General features: G+C 35.7%; 21 protein-coding genes. 18 read left to right on the forward strand and 3 right to left on the reverse strand.

Annotated features, from left to right (window positions below; genetic code table 11):
- Positions 1-82: 82 nt before the first annotated feature.
- Positions 83-613 (reverse strand): DUF6431 domain-containing protein, encoded by a 531-nt coding sequence (locus ADJ83_RS05465; protein WP_035416525.1) that lies wholly within the window; start codon positions 611-613, stop codon positions 83-85.
- A gap of 111 nt (positions 614-724) precedes the next feature.
- On the opposite strand from ADJ83_RS05465, the gene ADJ83_RS05470 reads away from it, so the two are divergent.
- From ADJ83_RS05470 to ADJ83_RS05500, 7 genes are all read left to right on the forward strand, one after another.
- Complete coding sequence (locus ADJ83_RS05470; RefSeq protein WP_048717165.1) at positions 725-1420, forward strand: sensor histidine kinase; 696 nt, start codon at positions 725-727, stop codon at positions 1418-1420.
- Positions 1392-2990, forward strand: coding sequence for a response regulator (locus tag ADJ83_RS05475; protein WP_048717167.1), 1599 nt, complete (start codon positions 1392-1394; stop codon positions 2988-2990). The genes ADJ83_RS05470 and ADJ83_RS05475 overlap by 29 nt, the downstream gene beginning before the upstream one ends.
- Before the next feature lie 246 nt (positions 2991-3236).
- On the forward strand, positions 3237-4109 hold the full coding sequence (locus ADJ83_RS05480; RefSeq protein ID WP_048717201.1) for a carbohydrate ABC transporter permease: 873 nt from the start codon (positions 3237-3239) through the stop codon (positions 4107-4109).
- Position 4110: 1 nt separating this feature from the next.
- Positions 4111-4998 carry a carbohydrate ABC transporter permease gene (locus ADJ83_RS05485; protein ID WP_048717169.1) on the forward strand — a complete coding sequence of 296 codons (888 nt, stop codon included), beginning with the start codon at positions 4111-4113 and terminating at the stop codon, positions 4996-4998.
- 32 nt (positions 4999-5030) lie between these two features.
- Complete coding sequence (locus ADJ83_RS05490) at positions 5031-6386, forward strand: ABC transporter substrate-binding protein (RefSeq protein WP_053094366.1); 1356 nt, start codon at positions 5031-5033, stop codon at positions 6384-6386.
- Between the two features lie 94 nt (positions 6387-6480).
- Positions 6481-8421 carry a glycoside hydrolase family 127 protein gene (locus ADJ83_RS05495; protein ID WP_048717171.1) on the forward strand — a complete coding sequence of 647 codons (1941 nt, stop codon included), beginning with the start codon at positions 6481-6483 and terminating at the stop codon, positions 8419-8421.
- A gap of 581 nt (positions 8422-9002) precedes the next feature.
- Positions 9003-9722, forward strand: a complete 720-nt coding sequence (locus ADJ83_RS05500) for a hypothetical protein (protein WP_048717174.1) — start codon at positions 9003-9005, stop codon at positions 9720-9722.
- Between the two features lie 108 nt (positions 9723-9830).
- Here ADJ83_RS05500 and ADJ83_RS05505 read toward each other — a convergent pair whose 3' ends face one another.
- A complete protein-coding gene (locus tag ADJ83_RS05505; protein ID WP_048717176.1) occupies positions 9831-11069 on the reverse strand; it encodes a helix-turn-helix domain-containing protein in 1239 nt (412 codons plus the stop codon).
- A gap of 213 nt (positions 11070-11282) precedes the next feature.
- Here ADJ83_RS05505 and ADJ83_RS05510 point away from each other — a divergent pair, with 213 nt between their 5' ends.
- From ADJ83_RS05510 to ADJ83_RS05540, 7 genes are all read left to right on the forward strand, one after another.
- Positions 11283-12596, forward strand: a complete 1314-nt coding sequence (locus ADJ83_RS05510) for an ABC transporter substrate-binding protein (RefSeq protein WP_048717178.1) — start codon at positions 11283-11285, stop codon at positions 12594-12596.
- 101 nt (positions 12597-12697) lie between these two features.
- Complete coding sequence (locus ADJ83_RS05515; RefSeq protein WP_048717205.1) at positions 12698-13600, forward strand: carbohydrate ABC transporter permease; 903 nt, start codon at positions 12698-12700, stop codon at positions 13598-13600.
- Positions 13600-14427 carry a carbohydrate ABC transporter permease gene (locus ADJ83_RS05520; protein WP_192840927.1) on the forward strand — a complete coding sequence of 276 codons (828 nt, stop codon included), beginning with the start codon at positions 13600-13602 and terminating at the stop codon, positions 14425-14427. The genes ADJ83_RS05515 and ADJ83_RS05520 overlap by 1 nt, the downstream gene beginning before the upstream one ends.
- Positions 14428-14451: 24 nt before the next feature.
- Entirely contained in the window at positions 14452-16491 is a 2040-nt protein-coding gene (locus ADJ83_RS05525) for a beta-galactosidase (protein WP_048717180.1), read from the forward strand.
- 259 nt (positions 16492-16750) lie between these two features.
- Positions 16751-18118, forward strand: coding sequence for a 23S rRNA (uracil(1939)-C(5))-methyltransferase RlmD (gene rlmD / locus ADJ83_RS05530; RefSeq protein ID WP_082169246.1), 1368 nt, complete (start codon positions 16751-16753; stop codon positions 18116-18118).
- Between the two features lie 327 nt (positions 18119-18445).
- Complete coding sequence (locus ADJ83_RS05535) at positions 18446-18979, forward strand: cell wall hydrolase (RefSeq protein ID WP_048717185.1); 534 nt, start codon at positions 18446-18448, stop codon at positions 18977-18979.
- A 178-nt stretch (positions 18980-19157) separates the two neighbouring features.
- The gene (locus ADJ83_RS05540) at positions 19158-19694 is read left to right on the forward strand and encodes a hypothetical protein (RefSeq protein ID WP_048717187.1); all 537 of its coding nucleotides are present in this window, start codon (positions 19158-19160) and stop codon (positions 19692-19694) included.
- Positions 19695-19741: 47 nt separating this feature from the next.
- On the opposite strand, the gene ADJ83_RS05545 is transcribed toward ADJ83_RS05540, so the two are convergent.
- On the reverse strand, positions 19742-20569 hold the full coding sequence (locus tag ADJ83_RS05545) for a MurR/RpiR family transcriptional regulator (RefSeq protein WP_031538820.1): 828 nt from the start codon (positions 20567-20569) through the stop codon (positions 19742-19744).
- A gap of 187 nt (positions 20570-20756) precedes the next feature.
- Here ADJ83_RS05545 and ADJ83_RS05550 point away from each other — a divergent pair, with 187 nt between their 5' ends.
- Genes ADJ83_RS05550 through ADJ83_RS05565 form a run of 4 tightly spaced genes read left to right on the forward strand, consistent with a single transcriptional unit; the run spans position 20757 to position 24938 of the window.
- Positions 20757-21635, forward strand: coding sequence for a hypothetical protein (locus ADJ83_RS05550; protein ID WP_048717189.1), 879 nt, complete (start codon positions 20757-20759; stop codon positions 21633-21635).
- Complete coding sequence (locus ADJ83_RS05555) at positions 21632-23344, forward strand: ABC transporter ATP-binding protein (RefSeq protein WP_048717192.1); 1713 nt, start codon at positions 21632-21634, stop codon at positions 23342-23344. The genes ADJ83_RS05550 and ADJ83_RS05555 overlap by 4 nt, the downstream gene beginning before the upstream one ends.
- A complete protein-coding gene (locus ADJ83_RS05560) occupies positions 23331-24152 on the forward strand; it encodes an energy-coupling factor transporter transmembrane component T family protein (RefSeq protein WP_031538822.1) in 822 nt (273 codons plus the stop codon). The genes ADJ83_RS05555 and ADJ83_RS05560 overlap by 14 nt, the downstream gene beginning before the upstream one ends.
- 12 nt (positions 24153-24164) lie before the next feature.
- On the forward strand, positions 24165-24938 hold the full coding sequence (locus tag ADJ83_RS05565) for a PHP-associated domain-containing protein (RefSeq protein WP_031538823.1): 774 nt from the start codon (positions 24165-24167) through the stop codon (positions 24936-24938).
- The last annotated feature ends 21 nt before the right edge of the window (positions 24939-24959 follow it).

Genomic DNA, 24959 nt, shown 5'->3' on the forward strand with positions numbered 1-24959 from the left:
TCTACTTTTTTCGATATTTTCTGACTATGAAAAAGGTATGTGGGACAAAGAATATTTTTAAAGTCGCCTAAATATGATAGAATTAATTTGCCATAAAGTATTTTGATAAGTGACCCCGTGACCTTCGTAAGAAGGGTGATTCGCCAAAATCAAGGATCATTTTCATATATTTTGTGGCTTCGCTATTTATATCCTCCGACATGCCACTTATCTTCCCCAAGCTGATAAAGAAGCTATGAATCCAATTTATACATGTTAAGAAACGATTTAGATAAAACCTGACTAATTGGCGGCTGCCTTTTGCTTTTTTCCTTTGAAGAATTTTCTTCACTCGTTCTAAAACTGTATGAATAGTATGTTGAAAATACGGGATGAGAAAGTCCGGAAGAATAGAGATATTCACTTCACATTGTAAACATCTTAGGCGACAAATTGGGATCCGTACGGTTGTCTCATCAGTTATTCCATAACGCCAGTAATAGCCGTTACGATGAAGATTCCCATGGGAATGACATTTGCAGTTTGGGCATTGATCAAACAATGGAAATTCATTCTTTTTTCCTCTTTCCCCATACTCCACTAGGCTAATACCAAAATCATGAAATTTGATCATAAAAAAACTCCCCCTTCTAATATGCAAAAAATTTAGCACATTATTCCAGAGAAGTATATAAACAATTCTGAAGGAATTTGAAAATTCCAACGGTATTTGAGAGGATATAAAGTGACAGTTTACACAATTGTAAAAAGAAAAGAAGCTGAGTTTCATGCACTGCAAGCACAAATCAATCCACATTTTTTATACAATACATTGGATTCTATTAATTGGTTAGCCTTAAAGCAAAAACAATATCAAATTAGTGAAATGATCAGTTCGTTAGGGGATTTTTTTCGTTTATCTTTAAATAAAGGAAAAGATAATATCTCCATTCAAAATGAACTAGACCATGTAATGGCCTATATTCAAGTTCAAAAAATCCGTTATAGGGATAAATTTGAAGTGATAGTAGAAGTGGATGAAGCAATTTATCCTTATTATATCCCCAAGCTGCTTTTACAGCCTGTTGTAGAAAATGCTTTATACCATGGTATTAAAGTCAATAGTGATAAGGGGACCATAATGATAACGGGTCAATTTTTTGACGAAGGAATTTGTTTTAATATAACAGATGATGGAAAGGGAATGGAAAAAGAGCTAGTAGAAAAATTAAATCGGTCTTTAAATGGAGAAAATCTTATTCCGTTGTACGGTCTTAAGAATGTCCATAATCGCTTAAAGCTTCAATTTGGTCCATCCTATGGTGTGGACATATCAAGTGAATTTAACAAATATACTACAGTAAGTATAAAGGTTCCGAAGTTGACTGATGATATCAAGGAGGTTAGTACGGATGATAAATGTTTTAATTGTGGACGATGAATACCATATTCGCGAGGGAATTAATGATGCAATTCCTTGGGAGCAATTAAATCTACATTCTGTTGGTACAGCTGTTAGTGGAACGGATGCCTGGAACAAGGTGAAAATGAAAAACCCAAATATCGTGATTTTAGATATCAATATGCCGGATATCGATGGACTGGAGTTAGCTCAACGGCTCCGTAAAGAAAACAAAAATGTGCAGTTTATTTTTTTGACAGGCTATGATGATTTTCCGAAAGTAAAAAAGGCCATTGAATTAAAGGCTTCTGACTATTTACTTAAACCAGTATCCTATGGGGAGCTGTGTAAATCTCTAGAAAAGGCAGCAGAGAATGTTAGAGAGACTGAAAGTAGTAAAAAATATATTGAAGTATTAAGGGGGAAAATTCAAGAGAGCGCAGAAATAACAGTGGACAAAATATGGACGGAATTATTGCATCGACAAAGAAGTTATTTGGATTGTTTAAAAAGCTTAAGAGAAATTGGGGTTGAATTCCAAATAAATCAATCTTATACAGTGATAGCTATAGCTATTGATCATTATAATAGTTTATTACAAAAATGGGATGTACCAGATTGTAAGCTTAATAGCTATGCTCTTTCCAAATTAGCTAAAGAAGTCATTTCTTTGTTTGCAAATGGAGTGGTTATAAAGGGACAGCCAGGCTATATAACCCTTATTGTGACAAATGATTTTGAACCTTTTGATTGGAGAAGCAAAAATATCTTTATCCAACTAGTAAAAGAATTCCAACAGAAGTGCTTGGAATATTTAGAGCTATCGATAAGTATTGGGGTCAGTGAAATTCATGAAAGGCCAGAGGATATTCACCAGGCTTACCAGGAAGCGATGCAGGCTTTAGAATATAAATCTGTTTTAGGGCAAAATTCCATTATTTATTTTGGGTTGATTGAACCTAAAGCCGCAGTTTTTAAACAAGTACTGAATAAGGAACTTTACTTACTGAGTGAATTAAGACTTGGAAATGAAGCAGCTGTTGATAGTATTTTAAATAAAATCATTATAGAGCTACAAGGAAGTTCTATTAGCGATGGGAAAATTATTACTACGCAACTAATGATTTATGCTGTCCGAATGATTTCTGAAAATGATTTGGAAACAGTGTTTGTTGAAGATCCATTTTCAAGTATTTATAATGCTGAAACGATTGCAGATGTTGTGGCTGTGATGAAAAGTTTTTTTCATCAAGTAATTCAATCGATAAAAAAACAAAACCGGTTAGGAAATCCTAATGTCATAGAGGATGCAAAGCAATGGATAAGAGAGCATATCTCTGAAGATATAAGTTTAAACAAACTTGCAAATTACGTTCATATGAGTCCCAATTATTTAAGTGCTCTATTTAAACAAGCAACGGGTGAAACCTTTATAGAGTTTTCAATTAGAACAAGATTTGAACTAGCGAAACAATTATTAATTCAACCAGATATAAAAATTTATCAAATAGCTGAAAAGATTGGTTACACGGATGCCAATTATTTTAGCATTGCTTTTAAAAAGAGTGAGGGAATGACGCCCTCACAATACAGGGCGCGCTATTTATAATAGAAATCTAGTTTAAATTCATTCCATAAGAGGGATGAATTTTTTTGATGCTACTAAAAGCTATTCAATTAATTGTTTATATATCTTCGTAAGAAAACAAAGATAATCGTAGAATATTCTATGTTTAATATTATGAAAGCGCTTTATAATTTTCGTATAAAGTGAAATCTGAAAAACCTTAAACTAAAGGGGGAATGAAACTTGGATGTAACAGCTCGCCGGAAACATAAATCAGGCATTCAGAGAATGGAAAGAAACTGGGGCATTCTGTTAGCTGCTCCGGCGATAATCGGATTTTTATTGTTTACCCTCGTGCCAATGATTGCATCACTAGGTTTTAGTTTAACAGATTGGAATATTGGTGGAAGCTTTTCCTTTATTGGTTTAGACAATTATAAAACAATGCTCACTGAGGATAAGCTTTTTAGTAAATCACTTTTCGTTACCATTTATTACACACTTGGAAGCGTACCATTAGTTATGGCAGGGGCATTTTTTATAGCGATGCTTCTCAATCAAAAAGTAAAAGGGCTTTCTATCTTTCGAACCATTTTTTATCTTCCCGTGCTAGTGCCTTCTGTAGCGAACACAATGCTTTGGTTATGGATGTTTAATCCAGATTTTGGTTTGCTAAATACGATTTTAGGATCTGTTGGTATATCTGGACAACAATGGATTTACAGTGAGTCCTCATCCATTCCCTCCCTTATGCTGATGAGCACATGGGGATTAGGAAATGCTGCAGTTATCTTTTTAGCAGGGTTACAAGGTGTACCGGCACATTTATATGAGGCAGTCGAGGTAGATGGCGGGGGACCTTTACGTAAGCTATGGCATGTAACCATTCCAATGATGACACCTACGATATTCTTCAACTTAGTTATGGCTTTAATCAATACATTCCAGGTGTTTAATGAAGCGTACATTATGACAGAGGGTGGACCAAATAATTCTACTCTATTTTATGTGTACTATCTTTTTAGAACAGCTTTTAAAGATAGTCAAATGGGCTATGCCTGTGCACTTGCCTGGGGATTATTCCTTATTATCTTGTTCTTGTCATCACTAGTATTCTTAACCTCCAAAAAATGGGTCTACTATGAAGGAGGGGAAAACTAAAATGGAACCAAATCCTGTTATCAACACGGAGCCAATTAAATCCACTCGTAAATCAAAATTCAAGATCAGTAGAATATTCATTTATTTACTCCTTATTGCTGGTAGTGTGGTCATGCTTTTTCCGTTCTTTTGGTTATTGAGAAGTTCGTTTATGGGAATGAACCAAATCTTTGCCTTTCCGCCAGAATGGATACCAAAACCATTTGTATGGTCTAACTATTCTGAATCTTTAACTTCCGTGCCGTTTGATAAGTATTTACTAAATACATTAATGATTGAAGTGTTAGTCCTTCTTGGAACACTGATCAGCAGTACGTTAGCTGCATATAGCTTTTCTAGATTACGGTGGAAAGGGCGAAACATCGTTTTTATGGTAATTTTAAGTACGATGATGCTGCCATATGCAGTTACACTAATACCTACGTTTATGATGTGGAAAGAATTAGGAGCTTTAAATACAATCGTTCCATTGACATTACCATCTTGGTTTGGAACAGGAATAAATGGTGTCTTTAATATATTCTTATTACGTCAATTTTTTCTATCCATTCCACGGGAGCTAGAAGAAGCTGCTTATATAGATGGAGCATCACCATTAACCGTCTTATGGAGGATTATCATTCCGCTTTCAAAGCCTGCTTTCATCGTCATTTTGATTTTTACTTTTATAGCTGTATGGAATGACTTCTTAGGACCCTTAATTTATTTGAATGATGACAGCAAGTTCACTTTAGCGATTGGACTTGCAACATTTAAGGGGCTATATAATGCCCAGTGGGGCTATTTAATGGCTGCAAGTGTAGCAATCGTGACACCAATTGTCCTGTTATATTTTGTTGCACAACGCTATTTTATAGAAGGTATTACGCTGACGGGAACTAAGGGTTAAAGAAGAATCATAAGTGAAAAGGGGGAAGAAAGATGAGATGGAGAAGTGTAAAGGTAGTGAGTTTCATTCTGGTGGTTGTTTTAATGCTGTTTGGCTGCAGTAATGGAGAAAGTGCTGGTTCCTCTAATAATGGCGGAGATCAGGTAGAACTAACTTTCATGTATTGGGGCAGCAATTTGGAAAAGCAAGCAGTACAAAAAATGATTGATTCTTTTAATAAATCCCATCCCAATATTAAAGTAACTGGTCAGCATGTGGCTGGGGATTATAATACGAAAATTAATACGCTAAAGGCATCGAATGAACTCCCTGATGTTGCCTATTTAGGAACATCTCTAGCGAAAAAGTGGGCACGTGAAGGGAAAATTATGGATTTTACAGAATATCAAGACCAATTTCCTGCATTAAAAGAAAGGGTTCCTCAGTCTTATCTATACTATGAGCCTGGTAAAAATGTTGGAAATACTACAGCTGCCGAAATTATTATGATGTTTTATAATAATTCTCTATTTAAAGAGGCTGGGGTAGATGTTCCTCCAGCCAAAGCGGAGGATGCTTGGACATGGGATGAGCTTGTTAAAACAGCTCAAAAATTAACAAGAGATTCAAAGGGACGTACTGCGGATGATTCTAATTTTAATCCGAAAGAAATTGTTCAATACGGAATAAGTATTCCTTCTACCTTTAATGGCTGGCTACCAATGGTACTAAGTAATGGTGGCGATATTGTTAATGAGGAAGGAACGGAGTTAAGATTGAACACACCAGAAGCAAAAGAAGTTTTTCAAAATATGCATGACTTAATTTATAAATACCATGTTGCTCCAACTCCTGTTCAAATGGAGAATATGCCTGCTACAAGTGTTAGTCTTCAAACGAAGAAGGTAGCAATGGCGATTGATGGCCAATGGGCTTTATTAGATATTGCAGCTTCAGGAGTAGATTTTGGAGTAGCTGTCCTACCTAAATTTGAACAGCCAAAAACCATTTTCTTAGCTGGAGCTAGTGTAATATTCTCTAGTACAGAACATCCAGAGGAAGCATTAGAATTCTATATGTATCATAATGATCCAGAACAGGTTGATTTATATAAAACTGGTTTGTGGATGCCAATACAGAAAGATTATTATACAGACGAAGCCAAAATAAAGCAATGGACAGAAAATCCTGCACATCCAGATGAATATAGTGATGCTGCGATAAATTATTTAATGGATTATGCTGTTCAAGCTCCTGAAATCGATATCATAAATTGGGATCAAATCAATACAGAGCTAGAGCAAGGACTTGACCAATATTGGACAAATGCAAAGTCCCTGGATGAGGTATTGGCAGAACTTGATGACGCAATTTCTCCATTATTGGAAGGAAGATATCCTAGTGAATAACGATTAGTTTACTGGAAGGTTCTCTCGAAGTTTTTACAAATTCTCTATGGGTGAACCTTCTTATAAATAAAAACTTGGAAAAGGGGAGAAACGAATGAAGAAAACAGAAAAAATCATTACGAATAAGATAAAAATCAATGACCGATTTTGGGGACGTTATTTAGAAGTTGTGCGTAATCACGTCATCCCTTACCAATGGGATGCATTAAATGATTGCTTACCAGATGCGTCCCCAAGTCATGCGATTGAGAATTTTCGAATTGCGGCGGGTGAATCATCAGATGATTATTATGGAATGGTGTTTCAAGACAGTGATCTTGCTAAATGGTTAGAAGCAGTTTCTTATAGCTTAGAGAATGAGCCTAATCCTGAATTAGAGAAAATAGCGGATGAAGTAATTGCTTTATTTGGAAGAGCGCAAGGAGAGGATGGCTATTTAAATACTTATTATATGGTTAAAGAGCCTAATAACCGTTGGACAAATATTCGCGATAATCATGAATTGTATTGTGCTGGACATTTAATAGAAGCAGCAGTTGCTTATTACCAAGCTACAGGAAAGAAGCAGTTCTTAGATATCATGTGTAAATATGCGGATTATATTGACAGCGTTTTCGGACCGGAAGAGGATAAATTAAAGGGATATCCTGGGCACCAGGAGATTGAGTTAGCATTAGTTAAGCTATATGATGTAACGGGCAAAGAGAAATATTTGGATTTAAGTAAATATTTTATTGATGAACGTGGAAAACAGCCCCATTATTTTGATATAGAGAAAAAGAAAAGAAACGATACAAAACCATTTTGGTTTAATGATGACTATGCCTATCATCAGGCACATAAGTCGGTAAGAGAACAGAAGGAAGCTGTTGGTCATGCAGTTAGGGCTACTTATATGTATACAGCCATGACAGATCTTGCAGTCAAAACAAAAGATGAATCATTAAAAAAAGCATGTGAAGAACTTTGGAATAATGTAACACAAAAGCAAATGTATATAACTGGTGGAATAGGCTCTATGGAATTTGGGGAAGCTTTCTCCTTTAATTATGACCTGCCGAATGATTTGTCCTATACAGAGACATGTGCTTCTATTGCTTTAGTTTTTTGGGCTAATCGTATGTTACAGCTTGATGCAAATAACAAGTATGCCGATGTAATGGAATTAGCTCTTTATAATGGAACCATTAGTGGGATGGATTTAGACGGCAAGAAATTCTTTTATGTAAATCCATTAGAAGTTCAACCAGAAGCGTGTGAAAAGAGAAAGGATAAAAAGCATGTGAAATCCGTTCGTCAAAAATGGTTTGGCTGTGCCTGCTGTCCTCCGAATTTAGCTAGATTAATAGCATCCATTGGTCACTATATCTATTCACAAAAAGAGAAGGAAGTATTTGTCCATTTATACATGGGGAATGAGACAACTGTTCAAATAGCAAATAACAATGTAAAGCTTACGCAACAAACGAACTATCCTTGGGATGGTAATGTTTCCATGATTGTTACTCCTGAAAGAGAGGAAAGCTTTACCGTAGCATTCCGTATTCCTGGTTGGGCAAAAGGAACGGTGATGAAGTTAAATGGGGAGATAATCGATCATATCCCACTTATAAAGAATGGCTATGTTTATATAAATCGTAAGTGGCAGGAAAATGACCATATTGAACTGTCCTTCCCTATGGTAGTGGAGAGAATTCAATCGAATCCACAAGTACGTCATAATGTAGGAAAAGTGGCGCTTCAGCGCGGTCCAGTAGTGTATTGTTTAGAGCAAGTAGATAATGGAGAAAATCTGCATGGGCTTATTTTACCAAGAAATGCAGAATTAAAAGCAAATTATAATCCCGATTTACTAGAAGGAGTTGTTTCCATTACAGGAGATGCAGAACGCATAGACCAAACAAACTGGAATGATTCCTTGTATCGTCCAGTAGAAGATAAAACAACATCTGTACAAATGAAAGCGATCCCATATTATGCGTGGTGCAACCGGGAGTCAGGTGAAATGATTGTTTGGGTGAATGAGAAAAGATAGAAGACATTAATGAAAATAAATAGTAAGAAAGGGATAGCAAGTAGATTCATCTTTTACTAATAAGATTCACTTAGGGATACAAATCGTAATAGATTGAGTATCCCTATTTCAGTGGGATTGGGTAATTAGTATTAAAGCGGCTCCTAAAGTATAAAGGTAGTCGCTTATTTTAGTTATTCAGGATAAAAGGATAAGCTGATTTTCTAGATAATTAAGGGTTTCTAATCGGTAATTAATCCCCTGTTTTTAATTAGGATTAGCAATAATTGGAGTGATACGCACTTGACAGGTATTGTTGGATATCACATATTTAATAAAAGAAAGGTGGGACATTGTTATAAAAGCCAGCAATACAATAGAAGATTTTAGGGTAAGAGTTTGGTATGGCTTCTCAGTATAACTAGTATCTTTTGTTATAATCTTTACTATTGTTGCTCGCTTTATAAAAGGTATGCTCTCCATTCAAAAACGCTATAAAATTATTTACTGCTATTATTCTTGAAAACCTAAACAAGAAAGGCTGCAGCAATGTAATCATTATTAAGGGAGGGATTAATATTAAAAATATATGGATAGGTTTTATGATAGGAATAGTTGCTGTTTTAATAATTGGAGCAGGAATTGTATTTATTGGTAACTATTCATTTCAAAAGGAAACGAAAGAAGGAACTGAGATCATTACAGAGGATGAAGATAAAAATAGTGACAGTAATAGGGAAAACGAAACAGAAACAGAAACAGAAACAGAAACTAAGACTAAGACTGAGACTCTATCCTACAGTGTCGAAGCTAATTCTTTGATACTAACAAAAGAGGATGGAACGACGCAAACCTTTGATCATGATCGTTCATTTGCTAAGATGGAACCAGTCGATTATTCGCCAACACGTGCTAAAGTGTTGCTAACACCACAATATGGCTGGGAAGAAGGTGGTGCCCTTTATGTCTATTCTAAAGAGAATGGGCTGAAGGAAATCATCAATGCAAGGGCTACATCTGGTGATCAACATTATCCAAGTGGCGCACTTTGGTTAGATGAGCGATATATCATGTACATTAGTAGTTATTTGCATGGAACGGTTCCTAGTGGAGATATCCAAATTTATGATACAGAAACAGGGCAGACAGAGCCGTTTGAATTATTCAAAGGCGATGCTGTGTTGCAGCTTTCACGTGTAAATAATGTAGAACATCCATATATTGTTATGAGTGGAATTAAGTTTACAGACGAAATGTTAAATGATAGTGAAGCATATGTGGAGAACCATGAGATCGAAACGATTCTTAAGGAAATCAAATAGTTAGAAGCGAAAGAAAATGCATGTAAATATTGTTTTTGTTCCATTGTAATTTGATGGGGCTTGTCCAAACAGAGTTAGGTGCTGTTGGATAAGCCCTATTTCTATTTTCTATAAAAAACTTACCGGTTTCTTCCTAAATTCTTTAGGCGTAATTCCAGTATATTTTTTAAACACCTTAGTGAAATAGCTTTGGTCGGTAAAATTTAATAGGGCGTGAATATCGGATAAGGAGTGTTCGCCGAATGTCATGAGTTTTTTAGCTTCTTCAATTTTGGTTTGCTGAATATATTCACTGATTGGGATTCCCACTTCTTTTTTAAATAAATTGGACAAATATTTGGGGCTCATATTCAAATGTTCTGCGATGGACTGTAAAGATAGTGGTTCATAGATATGCTTGTAAATATAATTTTTACATTGAAAGATGGGTCTCGAGTGATTTTCTCTTTTGGCTTTTTCTACCCTACTTGCAAACTCATATAAAATATTTTCTGTGAAAAGATGAATGTCCTCTATATCTTGCAATTCTTCCAAGTCTTGAATAAAACTGTCTCCTAAAGAATAAGCAATCTCTGGATGAAGTCCACCTGAAATGGCTGCACGAGTAGCAAGTGTAATGGTTGCAATGGATAAATTTTTTTGGTTTCTTACTTCATTTTTTTTGGAAAGTTTTCCAAAATCAAAAGAAGTGTTTTCTTTAAATGCTTTCCAATAAGGAAGAAGCTTTTCTTTATGTCCATCCATTATATATTGATAGACTTTTTTTTCAGCAATAGGATCATGGTGAAAAGAGGAGTTTTGATGTATTTCTAACATATGTTTATTACACATTTTTTCATCGATTAATTGATTGTCCATTTGCATTTCGGGAGCAATAATATCCTGGTCTTCTATCTTTTTATGGTATAAAAAGTAAAAAAGCTTGGAAACTTGAATTAATTTTGAGCGGTTTATTACAGGAAGAGAATGATAATACTTCCTTAATGACTCTTCCATCTCTTTTTTGCCATAGCTAGAAATCAATTCATCGATTAGCACTTGAGTTGGTCGAGAAGATAATACCGGACCTAATATAACGGTTCCTAAGTTGCCAATAGGAATAAAGAATACGGTTTCATAAAATGGAGTGCTTCTTATAGTGGGACCAGGACTTCTCTTTTCCTCCCTACGAAAGACTTGTCTAAAAAAAGATTGTTTAGAGGGATAAAGGGGGTTAAATGATTCATTTGGTGAAATGTCTATGATTAAGGTTCCTTTCTTATCAAGTACATGAAAAGAGACATTTAATATATCTTTCATTAAGCTACATACATACTCCAAATTCTTCAGATTTAGACGATTTTCCACTAGATTCTCCTCCATTCACTTGAATATTGTCAAAATTTAGAGAGTGATAAGGTAGTTAAAATCCCATAATAATAGAAATTATACCATAACAAAGCTGGATATCATTATATACTTGGACTAAGAAAGTAAGCGCTTACTAATGATCTGCTCATTCTTAAATATACAAGCAGATTAATAGTTTGTAAAATAATTTTCTTAAAGGGAGTGGATTTTATGAGGAAAAAGTATGCTTTTATTTTATTCTTCCTATTTACAATGGTGTTAGGGGCATGCAGTAATAGTTCTTCGACGAGCACAGAAGATTTAACTATTCCAGATAATCCAGAAGATGTAAAAGGGGATATTACAGTTTGGGCTTGGGCCTTAGAAGCAAACTATTTAGAAAAGGATGTACTTCCGGCATTTAATAAGAAATATCCGAATGTAAATGTAAAGGTTGAGCATATTGGTGTTGATCAAGTATACCAAAAAGTAAGTGCAGGTCTTTCAGCAGGCGGAAGTGGATTACCAGATGTCGTACAGGTAGAAAATAACCGCATTCATTCATTCACAGAAGATTTTCCTGATGCATTTACGAATTTAAGTTCACTAGGTTTTGATAAACATGAAAGTGAATTTTCTAAATCAAAAATTGATGGGTTAAAGGATAAGGATGGAAATATAATCGCAGCACCAAGAGATTTAGGACCAGTTGGTGTCATTTACCGTACAGATATTTTTGAAGAGGTTGGAATAGATCCGGCAAGTATTGAGACTTGGGATGACTATATTGAAGCAGGGAAAAAGGTTGTTGCCCATACAGGCAAGGCTTTTTTAGGAACAGATAGTGATGGACTGCTTCGAATTATGTTACAACAGCAAGGAAGCTATTATTTTACAGAGGATGATAAATTAGATCTTACTTCAGACGCCGCCAAAAAGGCAGTTGATGTTTTACAAAAAATGAAAGATGCTGGATTAATTATCTATACAAATAACTGGGATGGACAGGTAGCAGCAATGAAAAATGGAGAGGTTGCGACACAGCCTGGTGCTGTCTGGTGGAGTGGAACGATGATTGAACAAATGCCTGAGCTGTCAGGTAAGTGGGGCATGTTCCAACTTCCTGCTTTTGAAGAAGGGGGAGGAAGAGCTTCTAATGATGGAGGATCAGCCTTGGCGATTCCAAGTAAATCGGATAATAAAGTTGCAGCATATGTGTTTGCTGAATTTGCGTCAACAGATGTAGATTCACAAATTAAGGCGCTTACGAATAGAGGTTTATTCCCAGCTTTATTAGCGGCATATGAAGAGCCTATTTTCAGCGAAGAACAAGAATATTTTAACAACCAAACATTCTTTAAAGATTTTGCTGATACAGTAATAGATATTCCTTCTGTTAATCACAGCAGTGCAGAGTTAGAGCTTAGATCCATTATGACAAGTCAAATGGAAGCGTTTTTGCTAGAAGACAAACCAGCAGCACAAATATTAGAAGATGGGAAAAAACAAGCAGAACAGCAAACTGGATTGGCATCAAGCAATTAAAAACTATTCTTGATACAAAATTAGAGGCTAGCTGAGAGATAGAACCTATTTTTGAAGCAGCCTCTAAAAAAAGGAGGGGAATAAGTGTGGCGGATAATAAAATGCTGGAAACAGGAACGAATCCTATAACAATAAAAAAGAAGAAACAGTTTATCACGCCTAAGACAGTTCCTTATATATTTGTTGGTCCTGCTCTTTTATTGTTTATTGCTTTTACCGTTTATCCTATTATTGCATCTTTTCTATTAAGCTTTCAAACAAAGATAGCAGGTGTTTATACTTTCTCTGGGTTTGCAAATTATACACGGCTTTTCAGTGACCCGCTCTTTTATAAGGCGCTAGGCAATACCTTTATTATTTTGTTAGTGCAGGTTCCGATCATGTTATTTCTTGCTGTCATTTTAGCCAGTGTATTGAATTCTGGGTTATTAAGAATGAAAGGTTTTTATCGAGTTGCATTTTTTACACCTGCAATTACTTCATTAGTTGCCGCCTCCATCATCTTTGTATTATTACTGAATACCGATTATGGATTAATCAATTATTTGTTAACATCAATCGGACTTGAGAAGGTTCGTTGGCTAACAGACCCATTTTGGGCGAAGGTTTCTCTTATTCTTGTAACAACATGGAGATGGACCGGGTATAATATGGTTATTTTATTAGCTGGTTTACAAAATATTCCGCATAGCTTGTACGAAGCAGCTAGTATAGATGGTGCCAGTACGATAAAGAAATTCTTTTATATCACAATTCCTCAGCTGAAGCCAGTCCTATTATTTACTTTTGTTATGTCTACAATTGGATCCTTTCAATTATTTGATGAGCCGTACAACTTAACAAATGGTGGTCCAAATAATGCGACGATAACGATTACCTACTATCTATATAATCAAGGGTTCAGTTTCTTTAACTTTGGCTATGCATCTGCCATTGCTTATGTAATCGTGCTCTTTATCGCCGTTCTATCATGGATTCAATTTAAGGTGGTGAGAAATGACTAATGGCAAAACAGAAACGTATTCAAAAAATATTGATGCATCTATTTTTACTTATTGGTGTTGTCATTTCGATTGGACCTTTTTATTGGATGGTTGTAGGTGCAACCAATCCTTCAGGCGATGTATTAGCCTTTCCTCCTAAGTTGATTCCTGGTGATTATTTGCTGGAGAACTTACGAAATTTGAGTAATTCCATCGATATTATGAAAGCAGTAACGAATTCATCTATCATTGCCATTGTGTTTGTTTTAGTAAGTTTATTAATATGCTCGGCAGCTGGCTATGCTTTTGCGAAATTTACATTTAAGGGTAGTAATCTGATTTTTGCATCCTTTTTATTGGCGATGATGATCCCGTATCAGGCTACGATTATTCCCCTGTTTCAGATTTTTGGAGCGATAGATTGGATTAATACGTATCAAGCGATTATATTGCCGCAAATATGCTATCCATTTGCTATCTTTCTGATTAGGCAAAATATGCAAGGGATACCAGATTCCTTAATAGAGGCGGCGAGAATAGATGGTGCAGGTGAATTCTTTATCTTTTTCAAAATTGCTTTACCTACAATGAAGCCGGCTTTGGCAGCTGTTGGGATTTTTCTTTTTACCCATCAATGGAATAATTTTATGTGGCCATTAATAGTGATGACGACACAGGAAAATTATACTTTACCAGTAGCTTTATCCACTTTAGCTGGTCTTAATTCTATTGATTACGGACAATTAATGTTAGGGACAGCTATTTCGGTAATCCCAGTAATGGCCGTTTTTCTCATCCTGCAAAAGCACTTTATTTCCGGTATTTTAGGTGGTTCGATAAAAGAATAAATGAAATAGATAGGAGATGAAGTCATGACAAAAAAATGGACAGCAGAAAAATTAACACTTGGAGTTTGTTATTATCCAGAGCATTGGCCAGAGGAACTGTGGGAAGATGATTTTCAACGAATGAAGGATTTAGGATTTACCTATGTTCGAATGGGAGAATTTGCATGGACGATATTTGAGCCAGAAGAAGGCGTTTTTTCCTTTGATTTATTTGATCGGGCGATTGGAAAGGCACATAAATTTGGATTAAAAACAGTGCTTGGTACTCCGACGGCAACACCACCAGCATGGCTCACACAGAAGTATCCGGATGTGTTGAATGTCTCACAAACAGGTATTCCATACCAGCATGGAGCACGTCGACATTATAACTATAATTCGGAAAACTATCGAAGATTGAGTTCGGCTATCGTTACAGAAATGGCTAAACATTATTGTGGTAATCCAGGAGTTGTGGGTTGGCAGATTGATAATGAATTAAATTGTGAAATAGATGTTTTTTATTCGGAAGCAGATCATCTTGCTTTTAGAAAATGGACGAAGGAAAAGTATAAAACGTTAGATCAATTAAATGAGGCGTGGGGTACGGTTTTTTGGAATCAGACGTATACAGACTGGGATCAAGTCTATTTAACAAGGTCAACTGTTTCAAATTCACCGAATCCACATCAAATGCTAGATGAAAAGAGATTCATTTCTGATAGTGCCATTTCCTATGCAAAAATGCAAGGCGACATCATTCGCAAATTAACTCCTAATCAATGGGTTACAACAAATGGAATGTTTAAGCATCTCGATAATCATAAACTAACGAACGAAGTGCTAGACTTCTATGCATATGATTCTTACCCTAATTTTGGAAGGGTGCTAGAAGATAAAAGTGAGAAGCCTTTACGCGACCGAAAATGGAGCTGGAATTTAAGTGTTGTGCGCAGTATTTCACCTAATTTCGCGATTTTTGAACAGCAGTCTGGTCCCGGTGGCTGGGTAACAAGACTAGAACAACCGTCACCTAATCCTGGACAGCTCCGCCTTTGGACATATCAATCGATTGCTCATGGTGCAGATTTAGTGATGTATTTCCGCTGGAGAACGGCAACAAAAGGAACAGAAATTTATTGGCATGGTATTAATGATTATCATAATTTGCCTAACCGCCGTATAAAAGAAGTGGAGCAAGTAAGCAAGGAGATTCAACTAATTGGAGAGAAGGTAGTAGGAGCAAATTATCAAGCTGAGATAGCGATTGTCACCAACTATGATAATGAGTGGGACGGGGAATTTGATAAGTGGAGTGGGCCATTTACTTCCATAAGCAAAGATGCTTGGTTTAAAGCGTTGCAGTACAATCACGTACCTGTAGATGCTTATAATTTAAATAGAAACTCTACTATACAGGAGTTGAAAAAATACAAAGTACTAGTGTATCCCCATGCAGCAATTGTGTCAGAGGCAACAGCAGAATTGTTGAAAGAGTACGTAAAACAAGGGGGCAAATTAATTCTAGGCTGTCGAAGTGGATATAAGGATGAAACGGGTCAAACTTATATGAAAGCTTTTCCTGGTTATCTAGCAGAGCTTACTGGAATTACAGTAGAAGACTTTACAAGGGAAGCGCCATTTGAAGCTACTCCTAAGATAATTTATAAAGGAAAAACGGAAATCACAACAACCAATTTTTATGAGATTTTGAAAGTAGAATCAGAAAATGCTGAAGTGATTGGGGAATTTTCAAACTGCTATTTTGAGGGAAAGCCTAGCCTAGTTAAACGACAATTTGGTGAGGGTACTTGTTATTACTTTGGTGGGGTTTTTACAATCGAGCTTGCTGAAAAACTAATGGAAGAAACACAAATAAATGATTATCGAAATAAATTTGATTTACCTGATAGTGTAGAGTTATCCATTCGCAAGAAAGAAGGGCAGGAATTTGTTTTCTTATTGAATTATTCTCATTTGCCTCAGGAAATTAACGTGAAACAAGAAATGACAGATATTTTAACAGGAGAGAAGGTATATCAGAAGGTAAGATTGAAGGGTTATGATGTGTTAGTATTGGAGTGAAACTTGAAATAGTTTTGAAAGAGGGACGTTGTGATAAGAGCAACGTCCCTTTTAAATTCCTATATGCCTTGGTGGGAATTTCCTAATATCTACAAAATAAAAATTATTTTCATATGTATGATTGTCCTTTATACTAGGGAAGTATGTTAAAAATATAATAGGTAAACTAACAATGAAAAATAAATCATTTTAAAATACATTTGATTAGTGAAATTGTTTAAGGAGGAAAAAACGTTTGACGACAATTGAAAAAGAAACAATGATTGTAGATATTAAGAATGTGGATGAAAAAGGTGCTGGACAGGCGGTTGTTTGGCGCGAAAATGAATTAGGAAACAAGAAGAAACTAAAGCTAACAATTCCGCAAACATTACCTGGTGAAAAGGTAAGAGTTACTGTTGATCAGCCACAAAGAAGGCATAGAAAGGCAATGCCAGAAGAAATATTAGCTGCCCATGCGGAAAGAATTGGACCAGAATGCCCTCATTTTGAAAAATGTGGCGGTTGTGTCTGGCAGCATTGGGAATATAATGGACAATTACAACAAAAAACAAATCATGTGAAACATGTAATTGAGGAGCAAGGATTTGACCCGAGCCTAGTAAAAGATACTATTGGAATGGACGAGCCTTGGAGATACCGCAATAAAATGGAATTCACCTTTGCTACAGATGGTTCTCTTGGTTTACATGAGCAAGGGAATTTTAGAAAAATCATTTCTTTAGAAACTTGCCTTATTGCTGGAAAAGAAATGGTGGAAGCAGCACTTGAAGTAGCTACATGGGTAAAAGAACATGAATTAAAAGGCTATAACAAAGATACACACGAGGGACTTCTTCGTCACTTGATGGTGAGACAGTCTTTTGCTACAGGGGAAATGATGTTGGCTTTATTTGCAACAGAAGCTCCAGATGGATCTTTGAAAAATGCAGTGGACATTTTAGTTGCTCGCATTACAGAAAAATTCCCACAAGTAAAAAGCTTTATGTGGCTAGAAAATACGGATTGGGCAGATCGTACACAATCAGAAAAAAGCCATACATTAGCAGGCAGAGACTTTATATATGATGAAATGGATGGATACCGTTTCCGAGTTTGGTTTGATACATTCTTCCAAACGAACCCAACACAAGCACAAAAATTAGTTGATTTAGCTGTAGAAATGGCAGAACCACAAAAATCAGAGAATATGATTGACCTTTTCTGTGGTGTAGGTACTTTCTCCCTTCCTTTTGCAAGCAGAGTTGGCAAGCTTGTAGGAATTGAAATTGTAGAAAGCTCGATTGAATCAGCCAAACGTAATGCTGGCGATAATGGCATTGATAATGCTACATTCTTAGCACAAGATGCAAGAACTGGATTAGCCCAAGTTTTAGAAACATTTGGCAGACCAGAATTACTATTGCTAGATCCACCACGGTCTGGAGCAGGTGGAAAAGTAATGAGACGTATCGGACGCTCTCAGCCAGAACGTATCGTTTATGTATCTTGTAATCCAGATACGTTTGCAACAGACATCAAACAGCTTGAGCCATTCGGCTATACATTAAAAGTAGTACAGCCTGTGGACTTATTCCCACATACGGTTCATGTAGAATGCTGTGCATTATTAGTTCGAAATAGTTAAGATTGAAAACTGATATCGGCTTTTTTCTGATATCAGTTTTCTTTTTTACAGGAGAATTAATTCTTAAGGTGCGGGTAGAAGAACCATTGGGAAAAGAATTAACTTTTAATAAGTTGTACTAATCATTTAACTTCTCCTATTTACACAATTTTATCCGGGAAAACAGAGCAAATGGTCATATCGAGTAATATCTAATTGTAAATATATAGTTATTTCTCCCAATTATCCCGTGAAATCTTACAGCTTTTCCAACAATTATGTAATGAGTTTTGCTTGCAAACCTGTTAGCCTTGTATATGGGCCTGTTAAAACAGGAGGTATACAAAAATGAAACAGTTATTATTTATAGCAACTACCATTACTTTAGTTATTGGTTCTTATATATATGTTCCATCTTTTGCCGTAGCAGCATCAATTAATACAGAAGAAACAAAAAATGTATCAACAAGAAAATTTGCTGTTGATAAGAAGGAGAATGTAAAAGCTTCTGATGAATCAGCAAATCTAACGAACAATGAAAAGAATTTACTGGCCCGTCTTGTTCATGCAGAAGCGAAGGGTGAGCCGTTTGCCGGTAAAGTGGCAGTAGCTGATGTAGTATTAAATCGTGTGGAAAATAAGCAGTTTCCTGATTCAGTAGAAAGTGTCATTTATGAAAAGAATGCCTTTCAACCTGTACAGAACGGTTCAATCCAAAAAAAAGCAGATAAAGAGTCACGTAAAGCAGTAGAAGAAGCGTTAAAAAATGGAAAAGAGAACAAAGAGCTTCTCTATTTTTATAATCCAGACACTGCAACAAGTGATTGGATTTTCTCAAGAACAGTAGTTAAACGAATAGGTAATCACGCGTTTTCTATATAATAAGAAGAAATTGATATTTCGTTTTACGAAAATATAAAAACTAATGTAATGAGAGGGGGAATTCAATATGAATACTCCTCTTTTTTATTTTAACCATCTTAAATAATCGTAGAAAGGAAAATATTTGAAACTTTATAATCTGTCTATTCGTATATGTTAATAGCATGGAGGGGTTGAGATGAAAAGAATTCATTATAAAGCTTTCAGTATCGCTTTATTTCCTATTATTTTATTATTAATTGGCTGTACAGAAAAAGTAGATGAGAAAACAGATGAATACATACAGGCAGTAGATGCTGTTTTACATAATGCCTTAACAGGGCCAGATGATACATTGAAAGAAATACTAGAGCTGGAGGACGGAAAAGAAAGATCCACAGCCTTGACTGAATATGAAGAGAGTTTATATAAAGATTATTTTGCAAGTGAAACAGCATACAAAGATTTCATTTCAAGATATGGAACAGTATTTATGACAGAATCGCATAAAAACAACTATATACTTGCGGTAAAAAATATTGAATATGAAAGAACACATTCTAAAGAGAATATATATAATTTTTCCATCCAATTACAGTATCAGAAAGAGGGGAAATCACAAGAAGTAAAAAATATAACCGGGCAAGCTGATTTAAATGATGAGCAGAAAATCGAAAGAATGCTAATCCGCGTCAATGATTTATGGGGGTCTTTTCCAAAAGATAAAAGGGAATAAAAGCAATGGCGGCGAATAACAATGCTTTAATGTTGGTAATAGCAGGCTTATCTCGGCAGCAAATAATCATATTGAGTCCTCAATTCACTAATTTTCTCAAGTCTTTGTAGATTTGCTGCTTCATTCTCCGCTCCAACTGCAAGGACAAGATTCTCGATTAAATAGGTTGGACCAATCATCGAATGGAACTCACGGATATCTCCTCTACTTGCAAATAAAACAATATCAGCTTGTGTCGTAAATTCTGAAATAAGCTGGTCTGTAATGATAATGATTTTATAGCCAATTTGCTTACGATAATCCATAAGCGCCTGTGCTTCTGGAAGCAAACGGATAAAGCCAAATATAATGATTACATCCTCTTTGGAAAAATGGATAAAGTCTTCTAGTAATTCACTTCCTCCTTTATGAAGGATAGAAAAGTTTAATCCATATCTAACTATTCGATACTTCAGTAATTCTCCAAGTCCTAAGGAAGGGCCAGGACAATATAAATAGACTTTTCTTGCGGAAATAATCGAGTGAACAGCATTTTTAAAAGTATCTTCTCGAAACTGCTCTATTGTTTTATAGAGATGTTGGATAGAAGCATTAAGTGTATGGTATGGGAAAGCTTGTTTATCGACCGTATTTATTAGTTTTGCTATTTTCTTGGCAGGGGATGGCTTTAGCTGGGCAGCAATTTCTCCTTTAAATTCCTTTAAATTTTTAAAGCCGACTATACGCCAAAATCTAGACACAGATGCAATGCTAACATTAACTGCTTCAGCTATTTCCTGTTCCGTTAATAATAGAACTTGATGCGTGTTTTTTTGAAGATAATCTGCAATTTTGTATTGGCTTGGCGACATTGATTTTGTATTCCATTTAAACATAACCTCTAACCTCCGTCTTTATTTGACCTTAATATAGCACATTTTTTTCTTCACAAATTATTCCTGATAATTTTTTTACATAATGTTAAAAAACGATAATAAATTTACGTTCCTTTTACTTGTCTACCATATTCCATTAAATTCTGTGCTTTATGATAAAGGTATTCAAATAAAGGAGGCAAATAATATGAATCAATTAAAAGATAGGTATGTTTTAACACAGTCTCAAAAGATGATGGTATTCATTTTATCTATGTCCTTATATGGACTCTCCAACATGATTACAGAACTTATTCCTGCTTTTCACCTTGGTCCTGTCGAATTTTCCGTTGAGTATTTTGCATTTATTCCATTGACTTTATGTATGCTATTTCACCCTTTATATGCTGCAATTGGAGCTGCTTTAGGAGAAGTTGTTTTTGGTGAGATAATGCTAGGACAATTTGGTGGTTTTGGGGAATTAGAAAAATTTATTACTTTTTCTCTTGCCATGTTTATTGCTGGATCCCTTGTGAATGATCCAAAGAATAAAAGGCAGGTTGGAATTGCTGCAATAACAGGTGTCATCATTCATCAAGCATTAAGCTCAATGGTTGATATTGGAAAAGTATGGATAGGTGTAGAAGAGCTGGAGGCGGTTCCTGGATTAGCGGAAAGTGTTGTGATTGTGGAAGGGTTTGCTTTCTTAAATGATGTATTATTTTCCGGAATCCTTTTTGCTCTATTGCCAACCTTATATTTAGTGCCACGTTTATATGGGAAAATGGAGCCATTATTAGGCATGAAGCCGAGAAATAATAAAATGAAGTACTCTATGGGCAGTATTGTAACGCCTAAATTGATTCTTGTTGGTATTGTGTTAGCTTGTTTCGCCTTTTTCTTTGAATATTTATCAGAAGCAGGATTTAATGTCGAGTGGGAAGCAGATTTTCTAAAGTCATACGGTGATTGGTTTATTTGGGTAAGCATTGCTGCTGCGGCATGCATAGCTGGTATTACTATAGGTATCATGCAGAAAATGAAAAAGAAAAATAATGCAAGTAATGAAGAAAGGATTCAGTTATGACCATTCAAATTGAAATAGAGAAAGTTTCCTTTCAATATCCAGGTGTTGAGGAGCCAGTATTAGATAATGTTTCGTTATCGGTTCATCAAGGCGATTTCCTTGGCATTATTGGTAGTAATGGGAGTGGGAAATCCACTCTATGTAAATTAATAAATGGCCTTATTCCTCATTATTATGTAGGAGATTATTCTGGAAAAGTTACCGTTAATGGACTGGTTACGACAGAGCATAAAGTAACTGATTTTTCTTCCCATGTTGGATATGTTTATCAAGATTTTGAAAATCAGCTTGTTAGTCCGCGTGTATTGGAGGACGCGAGCTTTGCCCCTCTTAACTTCGGGTATGCGGATTATCTTGAAAGGGGTAAAAAAGCCCTGGATTTAGTTGGTCTAAAGAATCATGACGATGAATTTATTTGGCAATTAAGCGGAGGGCAGAAACATCAGTTAGCCTTAGCTGGTGCATTGGCGTTGGACCCGGATATTCTTATTATTGATGAACCAATTGCACAGCTTGATCCAGAGCATGCTACACAAATCTATGCTATTTTAAAAAAATTAAATCAAGAGTATGGGAAAACAATCATTGTTATTGAGCATCATACCGAATTTATTGCGGATTATTGCAACAAAGTAGTTCTGATGGATAAGGGGAAAGTTGTCTGGAATAAGGAAACAAAAGAAGCTTTAACAGAAGTAAATGAGCTGCTACAACGGCAAATTTATCCGCCACAAGTAACGTTAGCAGCCTATCAATTAGGATATTCAAAAGAGGTATTGCCAGTTACAGTGGAAGAGGCAGAAGTTTTTTTTCAGACCGTTTCACAAAGAGAGAGGAAGAATAACATAGAAAATGACAAGGAATTCACGAAGCGTGAAAGGTTGATACAAATAAGAGATGCAAGCTTTTCACATAAACTTGTTGATCGCTCCAAAAAGCAAGTAGTGAAAGGCATAAACATTGATATTTATAAAAATGATTTAATTGCATTTGTCGGCAACAATGGAGCAGGAAAATCTACGCTTATGCGTTTATTAACAGGACTTGTAAAACCAGAGACAGGAGAAATACTTGTTCAAGGTCAAAATACTCGCCATTGTTCGCCAGAAAAACTGGCAGATGTCGTAACATATATTTATCAAAATCCAGAAGAGATGTTTATTGAAGACTGTGTGAGAAGAGATGTAGAGTTCTTTTTAAAAGCGCGAAAGGTTCCTGGATTCGAGGAACAGGTTGATCGAGTGTTGAAGCAATTTGAATTGACAGAGTTGCAGGACAAGGACAGTCGATTAATGAGTGGTGGTCAGCAAAGAAGAGCATCCCTTGCGATTGGAGTAGCGATGAATCCATCTATTATTTTGTTAGACGAACCAACGGCAAATCTTGATATAGCGACACGTAAGCATATTACAAAATTAATTGATTCCTTACAGGCGCAAGTGGGAGCAGTCCTTATTGCTACACATGATATGCAGCTTGTCACAGAATGGGCCAATCGAATTATCGTTCTCCATGAAGGAGAGATTATCCATGATGGCAATCGTGAATCCGTATTTAGTAACCATACCCTCCTAGAAAAAGCAGGTCTCAAGCATCCGCAAATTCTGGAATTGAGCAGAAGAATGAAGCAGAAAAACTTAGCTTATACTGTCACAGACTTTGTGCAATCAATCGATACAAAGGAGCGCTTGTTAAATGGAGTATACTAGAAAATTAACGGAAAAACTGTCTGTAGAGCAAGTGAAGATTGAGCTGCTTCATACTGCTTATGGAAATAATGAAACGTTTCTCGCAAAGCTTGATCCTCGGACGCTATTTATCTGGTATTTATATTTCGGAATTGCTCCGTGGTTTATTCATAATCAGAGTATATTAATAGGGTTGTTTGTATTTATGGCCATTACAACCTTTATGTCCAAGGTTACACCTTTAGTAATTATCATTCTTTGTCTCGGTTTACTTGGCCAGGGAGGATATCTACTGATTGCCTCTTGGTTTTTTGGTGGGGATTTACAAGTCATTGTTCCTCTATTAACACTGACTTTAAAGCTCTCTATTATTTCTTTAGCTAGTATCACAGTGTTTTGCTCCATGGATCCTGAAAAATTAAGCAATGGACTTTTGAAAATTGGAGTTCCCGGACAAGTATCCTTTAGTATTGCCTATGGCTATCGTATGCTTCCTAGTCTTCTAGAAGAATATCACCACGTATTTCTTTCCTTTCGTTTGCGTGGAAAGGCACCGGAGAAGCATGGAATTCTTTATTGGCGATCTATCATTTATTTTTCAAAGATAGCCGTTCTTTCCTTTTATCCCTTACTACTTAGTACTGCAAAAAGAGCACGTACAACAGTAGAAGCATTAGAAACAAAAGGAAGTTTTTATGCATTTAGTCGGCCGGAGATAAAGAAAATCAAACTTGCACATCTTCATTTTCAATATAGAGATTATTTGTTTTTAATGGTGTCTGTGCTTTATCTATTATTTTTATATACATTCGTCTTTTTATATCTGTAGGAGGGGTTATAAATGAGAATCGATTTACATAGTCATGTGAAAATTTCAAAAAAAACTGATTTTATGCCAGAATATTTTCAAGAAATGATGAAAGAGGCAAGAGAAGCTGGGTTAACAGGAATAGCGATGACAGAGCATTTCAATACAAGGAGATATACAGATATTTATAATTTTCTGGATACGCATTATCCATATGAGAATAACTATTACATGATAGATGGGTTAAAGCTATTTCCAGGAATAGAAGTAGATGTGAAAGAGATTGGTCATATTTTGCTTATTGGTAATCGAAAGGATGTTTTATCCATCAGAAGCTTATTAGAAACTAACACGAGTGAGGATAATTTTCTTGCCTTTGATAAGTTAATGGATATAGCAGAACATTATGATATTCTAAAAATTGGTGCCCATGCTTTCCGTGATAGTACCCCTCTTTATCATTTGAAGGCAGAACAGCTTAAGCGTTTGGATGCCCTTGATCTAAATGGAAAAGATCTTTATGCTCAAGGTCAAAAAGCTTATCGAGAAAAACTAGAGGATTTTGCGGGGAAATTAGGACTTCCAGTTGTTGGCGGAAGTGATACACATCATTTTTTACAATATGGCTGCATATATAATGAGTTTCAAAATGAATGTGATTCAGTGGAACAATTGAAGGCATCCATTGTTTCTGAACAATATAAAATCCACATCTCTGAAAATCTAAATTTAAAAGTAAAAGCAGCTACTTTAACGAAGAAGTGGATGAAAAAAGCGTTAGAAAAAGAGAAACAGTTATTTGGATAAAAAGGAAGAGACAGGAATAAC

This window comes from Bacillus sp. 522_BSPC, from assembly GCF_001076885.1.
Taxonomy (GTDB): Bacteria; Bacillota; Bacilli; order Bacillales; family Cytobacillaceae; genus Niallia; species Niallia hominis.